Source organism: Chryseobacterium sp. JUb7, assembly GCF_024806495.1.
GTDB lineage: Bacteria > Bacteroidota > Bacteroidia > Flavobacteriales > Weeksellaceae > Chryseobacterium.
Genome location: NZ_JANUFF010000004.1, coordinates 204,980 through 217,850 on the forward strand (window position 1 = coordinate 204,980; position 12,871 = coordinate 217,850).

A 12,871-nucleotide genomic window follows, 5' to 3' on the forward strand; every position below is an offset into this window, starting at 1 on the left:
CATTTAGTTTGAGGGTTTATTTATTAGTGAAAACTAAGAAACCTTCTTTTTTCTCTTACTTTTTCTGAAATCCCAAGGAGAAATCGCCTTTTTATCACTCCACAAACCTATTTTTTTTGCTCTAGCCTGAGATTCATAGGTTTTGAGATCCGTATTCTTTGAATACTGATGATACCACCATCCGAAGCCGGATTTTATAATTTCAGCAGACAAATATTTCTCATTATCATAGAAAATTTTAGCAACAGTTCTTTTATAACGGTCTTTTTTAACCCTGTAAAAAGTGATGTTTTTTCCAAAAACCTGTGAACTTGTAAATTGTTTGGCATTTTTCCCGAATGCCTGTTTGTTTTCAGGGCAATCAACATCTGCTAACCTTAGTGTTTCCTGCTTATTATTCGCCAATAAAGCTACCACGGTGTCTCCGTCTTTTACCGCTACAATTTTAGCTTTAGTCTGCGAAAAAATGACAATAGAAGAAAAAAGAAAGCTTACGTAAAAAGTTTTTATCATTATTAATCAAGTCGAAATTATTTTACTCGGTGACAAACCGTAGAGTTTTTTAAAAGCAAATGAGAAATGAGAAAGATCTTCAAAACCAAGATCCAGATAAATATCCGAGGCCATTCGTCCCTTTTCTAAAAGATAATGTGCTTCCTGAAGCCTTTTCTTCAATAACCATTTTCCGGGACTGATCCCGAATATTTTTTCAAAATCACGTTTGAAAGTAGCCAGGCTTCTTCCGGTGAGGTAAGCAAAACGGTCTAAATTGACATTGAAATGATAATTTTTATTCATAAAAGCTTCAATATCCAGTTTTCCGGGTTCATTGAAATCAAATAAAATATCTTTCAATTCAGGTTTTTCCTGAAGAAGTAAAATCAAAGCTTCTTTCACTTTCAGCTCTACAAGACGTGAATCTGAAAGCTGATCCGAAAATTGATAGATCAGTAATGTCTGCATAAAATTCTGCAACAAGGAACTGTCCGTTAACAACAGTAAAGAATGATCAAAGCACTTCTTTTCCGAGGTCAAACCATATTCAAGGCTAAAATCTTTTAAAATCTGCTGGCCAAGGTAGATAGATAATGATTTAAAATCACCACCAACTGCAGGTGGCTGTTTGATAAACTTCAGTAATTGATTTCTTCTTAAAAAACGAATCGTACCATCTGTGGCAGAATAATCATTAATTCCATCATTTAAAACCAAATCTCCGGCGATCTGATAACTCAATACATGATCAGATACAAAATGCTCTCCCTGCCGACTTACCTGTGTATAACAGGAATACACAATATTCCCAAAATCTTCTCTTTTAGATTTCATTTCAATACAAATATAATAAATGAGACTGCATTATCTACAGCCTCATTCGTTGAATTATTCTAAACTTATCCCTTTATGAGCCAAATACTGTTTTCCGTACTCCGTTTCAAAAATATTCACAGCATCGTCATGATCCGTTGAAACCGTCACATCCAGCCATTTTTCAAACTCTTCTTTTCTTTGTTCATCTGTTTTCCTTAAAATCGCCGCCGCTTCACTGCCCAACACCAAATGTAATGGCGGATTTTCATTTTCAACAATTTCAGTCATTACCTTTGCCGCTTTTGCAGGATCACCCATCGGCAGAAATTTCCCTGAGGTTAAATGAGCTTTCACTCCGCCAACAGTCGTTTCATAACCTTCAATATCTTTAGCAAAACTCATTGAAGAACCCGCCCATTCTGTACGGAAGCCTCCAGGTTCAATACAGGTCACTTTTATTCCAAGCGGAGCAACTTCTTTACTTAAAGATTCAGAAAAACCTGCCAGTCCAAATTTGGCAGCCTGATAAATCGTAAGTCCGGCATTCCCTACTCTGCCTCCGATTGAGCTGATCTGTAAAATATGTCCCGAACGTTCTTTTCTCATATAGGGCAATACCGCTCTTGTTATTTCAATAGGAGCATATAAATTAACCTCCAACTGGTTTCTGACCTGCTCTGCCGTAAATGCTTCTGCCGCTCCTGTAATTCCGAAACCGGCATTATTAACCAAGACATCGATTCTACCAAAGCGATTCACTGCTTCATCAACAGCTGAATAAATCTGATCTTTATTCTGAACATCTAGCTCCAGCGCCAGCAATTGATCCGGATACTGGTCCGCAAGATCTTTTAACTGCTTTGGATCTCGTGCTGTCGCGACAACATAATCTCCTTTTAACAATACTGCTTCTGCTAAGCTTTTACCAAGTCCTTTTGAACTTCCTGTGATAAACCAAACGTTTTTCATTTTTCATTGATTTTTATTGAGACAAAGTTCCGCCAAATCGGGAAGCATACGTTTTGTTAAAAAGCTCAAATATACTTTGTTTAAAAAGTCATCTTTCGATTATAAATAATTCTTATTTAATACGTAATTTTATAAATCGTACTTCTGTGCTGTTTTTCAGCTGAAATGAACTAACAGTCTGTTTTGCATGCCTGTAACTTTGCATCATTAATTAAACAAAATTTTAAAATGAGTAAAATAGTTTTTATCACAGGCGCATCCAAAGGATTCGGAAAGTTATGGGCAGAAGCACTTCTTCAGCGAGGAGATAAAGTAGCAGCTACAGCAAGAAATATTTCAGCACTGGCAGATCTGAAAGAAAAATATGGCGATCAGATTCTTCCCTTGAAACTTGATGTAAACAACCGCGAAGAGACATTTGAGGTCGCCGAAAAAATTGAAAAACATTTCGGAGGAATCGATGTTTTAGTCAATAATGCAGGATATGGATTATTCGGTACGACAGAAGAAACGACAGAACAACAGGCCCGGGAGCAAATGGAAACTAATTTTTTTGGTTCTCTTTGGGTAGCACAGGCAGTATTGCCGATTATGCGAAAACAAAAAAGTGGCCATATCATCCAGGTTTCAAGCTTTTTGGGATTAACGACATTACCATTATTAGGTATATATAATGCTTCAAAATTTGCTGTGGAAGGTCTTATTGAAACTATTGGAACAGAAACGGCCCATTTAGGAATCAAAACCACATTAATAGAACCCAACGGCTACGCAACAGATTGGGCAGGTACTTCTGCATTTCAGACTTCAGCAGACATTTCAGATTATAATCCCGTGCGTGAAAGTTTCTCTGAAGCAACAAACAGTCAGGACATTTGGGGGAATCCCGAAGCTACGGTACAGCCTTTTTTAGATATTATTGATACCCAAAACCCACCACAAAGATTATTATTCGGTAAAATTGCTTACCATTCTATTCATGAAATTTATACCAATCGTTTAAAAGATATTGAAAACTGGAAAGAAGTAAGCATTAAAGCCCATGGAGCATAGTATAAAGTGAAATATTACAGATGAAACATTTTAAAAATCTTACAGAATTACATTTACATAATCATTGGGATGCGCCACAGCATCCCCTTTTCAGTATGTTGGGATGCCTTTCAACCTGCACGATGGGTAATCAGGAATTTACAACAGATTGCTATGTAATCGCTTTTAAAAAAATAAAATCCGGTATTTTCATGTATGGAAGAATGCCTTATGATCATGATAACGGCAGTATGTTTTTTGCAAAACCTCGCCAGATTATTGAGATGAAAGACCTTCAGTTTGAAGAAAGAGGTTTTATGTTTTTTATTCATGAAGATTATTTAAATGGTCACCAACTGCATAAAATCATCGATCATTATGGGTATTTTGATTATGAAGTAACGGAGGCTCTTCATCTTTCACCCAAAGAAGAACTTATTATTCTTGACATTCATGATAAAATAGAAAACGAATATCAGAACAACCCTGATGAATACAGCCGCGAGATTATCTTAAGCCATATTTCTTCTATACTAACCTACGCGCAGAGATTTTATAAAAGACAATTTATAGATCGTACACAAATCGTCGGAAAAACAGCTTCTAAATTTAATGATGCTTTAAGAAAATATATTCATGACGGACAATTAAAAGAACATGGACTTCCTAATGTTACTCATCTTGCAGAACAGCTTTTTCTTTCTCCACGCTATTTAAGCGACCTGTTAAAGCAGGAAACAGGAAAAACAGCATTGGAACTCATCCACGTTTATTTGATCTCTGAAGCCAAAAATCTTTTGCGCATCGGTGAAAAAGGAGTTTCTGAAATTGCCTATGAACTGGGATTTGAAAATACATCTTACTTTTCAAGACTCTTTAAAAAACAGACAGGAATGAAACCTTTAGAATTTAGAAATATGAGACTTAATTGATGCTTAAATGCTAAATCTCATTAAATATTTAAATTAATTTCAGATCCGGCATATAAAAATATAATGAATTATCTATCAGACATAAAATCTGACCTATTCTATATTTTCAAATTATTATAAAAATAGACATTTAAAGCATTAAAACCTAACCACCTGAATATGAAAAGACTAAATACCCTGAGCACAAAATAAGGTTAGTCTACCCACAAAAAAGACTAAAAAAATGTTTTATCGTAAAGAATTTTATATATTTGCACCATCTAACAATTAAAAAAAATAATTTACTATGTCAGACATTGCATCAAGAGTAAAAGCTATCATCGCTGATAAGCTTGACGTTGAAGAAACAGAAGTAACTCCTGAAGCTAGCTTCACTAACGATTTAGGAGCTGATTCATTGGATACAGTTGAACTAATTATGGAATTTGAAAAAGAATTCAACATTCAAATCCCTGATGATCAGGCTGAAAAAATTACTACTGTAGGACACGCTATCGCTTATATCGAGGAAGTAGTAAATAAATAATATTCTTCAACAAAAAAGAAATTAAACAAAGTTTATGGAATTAAAAAGAGTAGTTGTAACCGGTTTTGGAGCAATAACACCGATTGGAAATAATGCAAAAGAATACTGGGAAAATCTTCTTAAAGGTGAGAGCGGTGCAGCTCCGATTACTCTTTTTGATGCCACAAACTTCAAAACCAAGTTCGCTTGCGAAGTAAAGGGTTTCAATCCATTAGACCATTTCGATAAGAAAGAAGCTAAAAAAATGGACAGAAATACCCAACTTGGGTTGGTTGCTGCTAAAGAAGCAGTGGCACACTCAAGAATCATGGAAGACAATGTAGACAAAAACAGAGTCGGCGTAATCTGGGGTTCAGGAATCGGAGGTTTAGAGACTTTCGAAACTGAAGTTTTAGGATGGGCTAATACAGACATTCCTAGATTCAACCCTTTCTTTATTCCGAAAATGATTGCGGACATTACTCCGGGACACATTTCTATTGAATATGGTTTCCACGGTCCGAATTATACAACTGTTTCTGCCTGTGCGTCTTCAGCAAATGCTATAATTGATTCCAAAATGCTGATCCAGTTAGGAAAAGCAGACGTGATTGTATGCGGAGGCTCAGAAGCAGCCGTTACAGCAAGTGGTGTCGGTGGATTCAATGCAATGATGGCACTTTCTACAAGAAACGATGATCCTAAAACAGCTTCAAGACCTTTTGACAAAGACAGAGATGGATTTGTGCTGGGTGAAGGTGCAGGATGTATCATTCTTGAAGAATATGAGCACGCTGTAAAACGGGGTGCTACAATTTATGCAGAATTAAAAGGAGGTGGTATGAGTGCAGATGCACATCATATGACTGCACCTCATCCTGAAGGACTGGGAGCTTACCTGGTAATGAAAAATTGTCTGGAAGATGCAGGGTTAACTGCTGATGAAGTAGATCATATCAATATGCATGGTACATCTACTCCATTAGGAGACATTGCAGAATCTAATGCAATTTCGAGATTATTGGGAGAGCACGCTTACGACATTCAAATTAATTCTACAAAATCAATGACAGGTCACCTTTTGGGTGCAGCCGGAGTTATTGAAGCTATTGCTGCGTTGGGAACGATTATTCATGGTATTGTTCCTCCTACCATCAACCATTTTACTGATGATGAAAATATCGACAGCCGACTGAATTTTACATTCAAAGATGCTGTGAAGAAAGATGTAAAAGTAGCCATGAGCAATACTTTTGGGTTTGGTGGGCATAACGCTTGCGTTCTATTTACGAAAATCTAAATTCAATGAATGGAGTTACAGAAATACTTTTCTAAATTCCTTCTCAAAAACAGAAAAAGAAAATTAACGGAGAGAGACCTCTTCCTTAGCACTACGCTTAATAAAATGCTTGGTACTGAGGTACAGAATGTTGCTCTTTACCGTGAAGCTTTTTCATTGAAAAACTCTTCTAAAAATCAAGACAGTAATTACGAAAGGCTTGAATTTTTGGGAGATTCTGTTTTGGGTACAATTATTTCTTGTCATTTGTTTCAGACCTATCCTCAGGCTAATGAAGGATACCTGACGCAGATGAAATCTAAGATTGTTAATAGGAAAAATCTTAATAAATTAGGAGAAGATTTAAAACTTACTGATCTTTTACAGAAATCGAGCGCTGCTGTAGCGCTGGGTGAGAATATCTCCGGAAATTTATTTGAGGCATTAATCGGTGCAGTATATTTAGACTTCCACTATGATACCTGTAAAAGGATCATTCTGGAAAGACTCTTAACGCCTACCGAGATTAATAAACTTGAGAACAAAATAGTAAGCTACAAAGGTCTTCTGCTTGAATGGAGCCAGAAGAAAAAAGTAAGTATAAAGTATGAAACTTGTGAAGAAATCCAGGTGAATAAAGCGATTGTATTCCGATGCCATGTATGGCTGGGAGAAGAAAAAATCGCCAACGCTACGGAGACTTCCAAGAAAAAGGCGGAAGAAAAAGCAGCACAGAGGGCATTTTATATTTTAAACAAAAAAGAAAATATACTTGGAAATCCAAAAACTTTATGATCTAGACGATATAGAATTTGAAGATATTGCCATAGGATTGGTAAGATTAGCAAAACATATACCCGATCATGAGTTTTTTTTTAAAATCAATCAAAATAACGATCTCAAGTTTTCGAGAAAGAAAGATCTGATCTTTCATGGGGATTATTATGATTATTATTTTCCAAGATTTGAAGCGTATCACAAGTTTACAAAAACATGTTTTACCTTCATTTCAAATAAATCTTCTGAAAGTAAACAAAAAAAATTACAGACTGAGCTCTTCACAGAAGAAGAAAACATTAAATTTTTATTAAATAATCAGGTTGAAGTGCAATATATTTTGCATAGTTCGGAACAGTTTCCTGATTTTTCCGTAATTTTGCTCCCTGAAAATCTTGTATTTCCAATTCAAGATTATACACTGAGTTCTGAGGAAGAACTTTATCAAATTATCCAGTATTATGAATAAGTATTTAAAAAAAACAAAAATTATCGCAACACTTGGACCGGCTTCATCGTCGAAGGAAGTGATGTTAGGGTTAATGAGAGCAGGTGTTGATGTTTTTAGAATAAATTTTTCACACGCAGACTACGACTTGGTTCGAACAAATATCGAAATTATCAGAGAACTTAATAAAGAATATGGGTACTCGGTAGGTATTTTGGGAGATTTGCAAGGTCCTAAACTGAGAGTAGGTGTTGTAAAAGAAGGTTCTTATCTAAATCCTGGAGATATTCTTACTTTCACCAACGAAAAGATGGAAGGAGATTCCACAAAGGTTTATATGACTTACCAACAATTTCCTCAGGATGTAAAAGTTGGTGAAAAAATACTAATTGATGACGGAAAACTGATGTTAGAAGTTATCGAGACCAACCAAATTGACACGGTAAAAGCAAAAACAATTCAAGGGGGGCCTCTAAGCTCTAAAAAAGGAGTAAACCTTCCGAATACAAACGTTTCTCTTCCTGCTTTAACGGAAAAAGATATTCAGGATGCCAACTTCATGCTAGACCAGGAAGTTGACTGGATTGCGCTTTCTTTTGTTCGTCATGCTCAGGATATTATTGATTTGAAAGAATTAATTGAAAAACATCCAAACGGTAAATTCAAGACTCCGATTATCGCGAAAATTGAAAAGCCGGAAGGGGTTAAAAATATTGACGAAATTCTAATGGAATGTGATGGACTGATGGTTGCCCGTGGTGACCTGGGTGTTGAAGTTCCAATGGAAGAAGTTCCTGCTATTCAAAAAACATTGGTTGAAAAAGCAAGATATTATTCTAAACCTGTAATTATCGCTACTCAGATGATGGAAACGATGATTAACAGCTTAACGCCAACAAGAGCGGAGGTAAATGACGTTGCCAACTCTGTACTGGATGGTGCTGATGCTGTAATGCTTTCCGGAGAAACTTCTGTAGGTAGATATCCTGTTCAGGTTGTGGAAAATATGGCCAAAATTGTAAAAAACATCGAAATGACCCATTTTTATCAACATAAAAATGAGCCTATTGAAAAAGATTTTGACTGTATCGACGAGAGATTCATTACCAACAGAGTATGTCTTGCTGCAGTAAGAATTGCAAAAACAACAAATGTTTCTGCTATCGTTACACTGACTCATTCAGGATATACGGCTTTCCAGCTGGCAGCTCACAGACCGGATTCTCATATTATCGTTTATAGCGGAAATAAAAGAGTGATTACAATGCTAAATCTTCTTTGGGGAGTTCATGCTTATTATTATGACATGAAAAAACCTACTGATGAGACCATCATTCAGGTGAATATGCTGACTCATAATCACGGTTATATTGAAGCCGGAGATTTTGTAATCAACATCAATGCGACTCCATCTTATGAAGGCGGAAAAACAAATACATTGAGATTGACTACGGTTTAATTAAGTAAAAAAGCAAAAAAGCTTTCTTTATAAAATAAAAAACTCACGAAAATTTTCGTGAGTTTTTTTGTTTTTATAGACTGGAAGCTAGAAGAGTGAAGCAGGAGGTTTATTAAGCAATGCTTTTGTAAACTTCCATCTTCCATCTCCCCTCCTAAAAATTAATAATTTCCTACGATCGTTCTTGCCGTCACAAATTCTTTTAAAGCCAATAAAGAAAGTTCAGTTCCATAACCTGATGCCTTTGAACCTCCAAATGGGAAACGAGGGTCAGAGCTTGTCATTCTGTTGATATTTACCGTTCCTGATTCCAGATTTTCAATGAAAAATAATTGACGGGTTTTATCTGCAGTCCAAACTGAATTTGAAAGACCAAAAGGAATATCATTAGCTATTTGTAAGGCATCTTCATCATCCTTGGCAACCATTACCATTCCAAGAGGCCCAAATAACTCCTCCTGTAAAATGGGATTACCTTTTTCCACTCTGATCAAACCAGGATTAAATTCAGTATCTGAAACTCTTTCCAAAGGAATGATGATTTCCGCGCCGTTTTCTAATGCCCTGTTGAATTGAGCTTCCAGTTCATCAGCTAGATCAGGTCTGGCCATTCCCGCTAATTTAGTTTCCTTATTTAAAGGATCGCCAATCTGATATTTTTTATATTCTTCAATGAATTTCGGTAAAAATTCGTCTTCAATTTTTTCATCTATAATAAATCTTTTTGCTGCAGTACAGGTCTGTCCACAATTCTGAAGTCTTGACTTTACTCCTGATTTTGCCGCTGCATCCAGATCTGCATCTTCGAAAATAATGAAAGCATCACTTCCTCCCAGTTCAAGTAAAGACTTTTTGATATTTAAACCTGCGATTGAAGCCACTTCTCCTCCAGCTTTTCCACTACCTGTCAGGCTTACTCCTTTTACGATATCATGCTCAAGAATTTCTTTTACATCTTTATGTCCCACTTCAAGATTCTGGAAAATTCCTTCCGGAAAACCAGCTTCCAAAAGAACCTCTACAATTGCATTTCCACTTCCGAAACAAATAGAAGCATGCTTTAAAACAACTGTATTTCCGGCCAAAATTGCAGGAACAGCAAATCTTAGTACCTGCCAGAAAGGAAAATTCCACGGCATTACACCTAAAATAACTCCTTTCGGAACATAATGAACTTCAGAATAAGTAAACTCCGAATCGACTTTTTCAGGTTTTAAAATGTTTTCTGCATCTGCATAATAATTCATCATTAAAGCACATTTTTCAACCTCAGCTATAGATTCTGAAATGGGTTTATTCATTTCTGTAGTAATGATTTTTCCAAATTTTTCAGATTGAGTTTTTAAAATTTCAGCGGCTTTTCTGATTAATCCCTGTCTTTCTTCAAACGACACTTTTCTCCACCCCGCGAAGGCCAAATCAGCTTGAATAAGCTTATTTTCAATTAATTGTTCCATAACGTAATTTTCAGTTTAAATTCAAAAAATGAATTTATAAATGCTTTTTTAGTAAAAGCATGATCAAAGCAACAAAATTTGTTCCTTTAAGTTAAATAATATAATGATTTTCTCTATCGGAAAAATATGTTTTTCTGTTTATACCATAAACCATTCATTCACAAGACATGCAGCCAATCTCGCCGTCCTATCCTGTATATCAAATGAAGGATTTACTTCTGCCACATCTAAGGCAATAAGTTTTTCGTTCTGTAAAATATGTCTGTAAAAATGCATAAAAGTAGCATCTGCAAAAATTCCGTTATAAGCAGCTGCCGAAACTCCCGGGGCAATGGAAGCGTTAAAAACGTCCATACAAATGGTCAAATATGCAAAATCCACTTCCTCCAAAAGATCATCAATACGCTGATAAATAGACGGCAGATTTTCGAAGAAAAGTTCATCAGCTAAAATATATTTCATTCCATACTGATGAGCCGTATCAAACAATTTCAAAGTATTTGAATTTCTCTGAATACCAATATGTAAAGAATTTATTTGTCCTTCCTGGGCAATTTGCCAGAATCCCGTTCCCGAGCTTGCTCCTACTCCATTTTCCGGCTGCCTGTTATCAAAATGAGCATCAATATTGATAATTCCTATTTTCTGTTCAGGAAAGGCAGTTTTTACTCCTAAATAATGGGCATAAGTCACTTCATGACCTCCACTGAGCACTAGGGATTTCCCTCCTTTTAATAAAACTTTGGAAACATTTTTGGCAAGATTATTTTGGGTATTTTCCAAATTTCCATCGTCACAGGTAATATTTCCAAAATCCAATAAAGAAAAGTCAGGAAGAATAACCGGAAAATTAGCCATATTTTTCCTGATGACATCGGGAGCATCTTTCGCCCCCAATCGTCCTTTATTTCTGCGTACCCCTTCATCAACAGCAAATCCGTGTAAAACGAAATCATTCGTTGAAATAGAATCGTAATTATTTTCTTCTTTTACTCTTTGAAATATTCTGTGGTAAAGAAGTTCTTCACCGTCTAATCTTCCCTGCCAAATCATTTGTTGTAAATTATTAAAATTATTCTCTAAACCTTCCTCTTAGAGTGGGTAATAATGTTCTGAAAAACAATACCAAAAATACTATTATTGCTGCACTTAATTTTATTCTTAAACTATTGTTATCATTAGAAAAAGTAAGTATTAAGCCCAGAACTATAATAACAATTAAATAAAGTATAGAATATAAATAACCGCCTCTATTTTCATACTTGAACTCTCCACCATTCGCTGAAAACATGTCATCCAGCATATTACTCGCTAAAGTATAATCTACTTTTCTGACATCAGAGGTTAAATTCTTTATGATAATATCTTTTTTAGTACCCGATTTTACAGCATTGAATGCGTAATCAAAATGTTTTTCGGGCAACCCTAAAGACAAATACTTTTCTTTAATTTCGATTAAGTTTTTCATATATAAACTTAATTTTCTTTCCCATCAATATAGATACTCTCTGCTTTCAGACTCCCCTGGTTATAAAGTACATTCTGGAAATTATTTGTCTTAAAAGTCACAAAATCAGCCTTAAAACTTTCTACTAATCTCCCTCTATCTTCGAGCCCTAGCGCAAATGCAGAACGGAAAGTGATTCCGGCCAATACTTCTGCTGTTGTTAATTTTTCAAATGTTGCCAAAATAGATGCCTGTGTAATTAAATTTCCCATCGGTGCAGAACCAGGGTTCCAATCACTTGCAATGGCCAAAATAGCACCCGCGTCCAATAATTTTCTTGCCGGTGTAAACTTTTCACCCAATCCTAAGCTAGCTCCCGGAAGGGCGGTAGCAACTGTATTTGACTGTGCTAAAAACTCAATATCTTCATCTATTGTTGCTTCCAGATGATCTGCAGACTGTGCTCCCGTCTCAACAGCGACTCTTGAGCTTCCCGGAGTGAACTGATCGGCATGAACCGTTATTTCAAAACCCAGTTCTTTAGCTTTAAACAGAAAATTTCTGCTCTCTTCAGGCTGGAATGCTGATTTTTCAATAAAGATATCCACACGGTTGGCAAGTCCCTCTTCTTTTACTTTAGGTAAAATTTCTGATAAAATATAGTGTAGATACTCTTCATTACTGCCTTCAAAATCTCTCGGTTTCAAATGGGCAGAAAGGCATGTCGGAACTAAAGTTGCCTTCGTCTGTTCCTGAGCCTTTTTAATCATTCTAAGCATTTTCAGTTCGTTTTCCACGTCTAAACCATATCCACTTTTCACTTCAATAGTAGTGATTCCCAGAGAAATTAAAAAATCTATTCTTTCCAAAAGGGTTTTTAGCAATTCTTCTTCCGAAGCACCTCTTGTATGCTGCACAGAGCTCCAGATTCCTCCTCCGCTCTCAGCAATTTCAAGATATGTTTTTCCAGCATTACGCATGGCAAAATCATTGGCACGATTTCCACCAAAACAGATATGAGTATGAGAATCTACGAAAGCAGGAAGGGCAATCTGTTCACCTTCAACGGTTTCAATTTCTATATTTTGATTTTCAGATTTTAATATTTCAAAATTTCCGACTTTTTGAATTTTATCATTGTTAATTAAAATTCCGCCGTCCGCGATAATTTCCAGTTGTTCGTCAGAAAGTTTTCCTCTTAAAGGAAGATTGGCAAGTGTTACCACTTGCTTGAAAGGACCAATTAATTTCATTT

The 12,871-nt window shown here is 35.8% G+C and carries 14 protein-coding genes; 7 read left to right on the forward strand and 7 right to left on the reverse strand.

The window, feature by feature from the left end; all coding sequences use genetic code 11:
* Positions 1-33: 33 nt before the first annotated feature.
* Genes M2373_RS09910 through M2373_RS09920 form a run of 3 tightly spaced genes read right to left on the reverse strand, consistent with a single transcriptional unit; the run spans position 34 to position 2,280 of the window.
* Positions 34-513: a thermonuclease family protein gene (locus M2373_RS09910; RefSeq protein ID WP_259110197.1), complete on the reverse strand. Its 480-nt coding sequence runs from the start codon at positions 511-513 to the stop codon at positions 34-36.
* Positions 514-519: 6 nt separating this feature from the next.
* The gene (locus M2373_RS09915) at positions 520-1,329 is read right to left on the reverse strand and encodes an AraC family transcriptional regulator (RefSeq protein WP_259110199.1); all 810 of its coding nucleotides are present in this window, start codon (positions 1,327-1,329) and stop codon (positions 520-522) included.
* A 54-nt stretch (positions 1,330-1,383) separates the two neighbouring features.
* Positions 1,384-2,280 (reverse strand): oxidoreductase, encoded by an 897-nt coding sequence (locus M2373_RS09920; RefSeq protein ID WP_259110202.1) that lies wholly within the window; start codon positions 2,278-2,280, stop codon positions 1,384-1,386.
* A 228-nt stretch (positions 2,281-2,508) separates the two neighbouring features.
* On the opposite strand from M2373_RS09920, the gene M2373_RS09925 reads away from it, so the two are divergent.
* The 7 genes from M2373_RS09925 to pyk all read left to right on the forward strand — a co-directional run bounded on the left by M2373_RS09925 (position 2,509) and on the right by pyk (position 8,712).
* Complete coding sequence (locus tag M2373_RS09925) at positions 2,509-3,333, forward strand: SDR family NAD(P)-dependent oxidoreductase (RefSeq protein ID WP_259110205.1); 825 nt, start codon at positions 2,509-2,511, stop codon at positions 3,331-3,333.
* 20 nt (positions 3,334-3,353) lie between these two features.
* Positions 3,354-4,244 carry an AraC family transcriptional regulator gene (locus M2373_RS09930; RefSeq protein WP_259110207.1) on the forward strand — a complete coding sequence of 297 codons (891 nt, stop codon included), beginning with the start codon at positions 3,354-3,356 and terminating at the stop codon, positions 4,242-4,244.
* 286 nt (positions 4,245-4,530) lie between these two features.
* The gene (locus M2373_RS09935; RefSeq protein ID WP_002976354.1) at positions 4,531-4,770 is read left to right on the forward strand and encodes an acyl carrier protein; all 240 of its coding nucleotides are present in this window, start codon (positions 4,531-4,533) and stop codon (positions 4,768-4,770) included.
* 34 nt (positions 4,771-4,804) lie between these two features.
* Entirely contained in the window at positions 4,805-6,049 is a 1,245-nt protein-coding gene (gene fabF / locus M2373_RS09940; RefSeq protein ID WP_259110208.1) for a beta-ketoacyl-ACP synthase II, read from the forward strand.
* 9 nt (positions 6,050-6,058) lie between these two features.
* Complete coding sequence (gene rnc / locus M2373_RS09945; RefSeq protein WP_259110209.1) at positions 6,059-6,823, forward strand: ribonuclease III; 765 nt, start codon at positions 6,059-6,061, stop codon at positions 6,821-6,823.
* Positions 6,801-7,274, forward strand: a complete 474-nt coding sequence (locus tag M2373_RS09950; RefSeq protein WP_259110210.1) for an IPExxxVDY family protein — start codon at positions 6,801-6,803, stop codon at positions 7,272-7,274. The genes rnc and M2373_RS09950 overlap by 23 nt, the downstream gene beginning before the upstream one ends.
* Positions 7,267-8,712: a pyruvate kinase gene (pyk, locus tag M2373_RS09955; RefSeq protein ID WP_259110211.1), complete on the forward strand. Its 1,446-nt coding sequence runs from the start codon at positions 7,267-7,269 to the stop codon at positions 8,710-8,712. The genes M2373_RS09950 and pyk overlap by 8 nt, the downstream gene beginning before the upstream one ends.
* A gap of 161 nt (positions 8,713-8,873) precedes the next feature.
* On the opposite strand, the gene M2373_RS09960 is transcribed toward pyk, so the two are convergent.
* The 4 genes from M2373_RS09960 to hutI all read right to left on the reverse strand — a co-directional run bounded on the left by M2373_RS09960 (position 8,874) and on the right by hutI (position 12,869).
* Positions 8,874-10,169, reverse strand: a complete 1,296-nt coding sequence (locus M2373_RS09960; RefSeq protein ID WP_259110212.1) for an aldehyde dehydrogenase family protein — start codon at positions 10,167-10,169, stop codon at positions 8,874-8,876.
* 138 nt (positions 10,170-10,307) lie between these two features.
* On the reverse strand, positions 10,308-11,222 hold the full coding sequence (hutG, locus tag M2373_RS09965; protein ID WP_259110213.1) for a formimidoylglutamase: 915 nt from the start codon (positions 11,220-11,222) through the stop codon (positions 10,308-10,310).
* Between the two features lie 19 nt (positions 11,223-11,241).
* The gene (locus M2373_RS09970) at positions 11,242-11,637 is read right to left on the reverse strand and encodes a hypothetical protein (RefSeq protein WP_259110215.1); all 396 of its coding nucleotides are present in this window, start codon (positions 11,635-11,637) and stop codon (positions 11,242-11,244) included.
* An 8-nt stretch (positions 11,638-11,645) separates the two neighbouring features.
* Positions 11,646-12,869, reverse strand: a complete 1,224-nt coding sequence (gene hutI, locus M2373_RS09975; RefSeq protein ID WP_259110217.1) for an imidazolonepropionase — start codon at positions 12,867-12,869, stop codon at positions 11,646-11,648.
* Between the last annotated feature and the right edge of the window lie 2 nt (positions 12,870-12,871).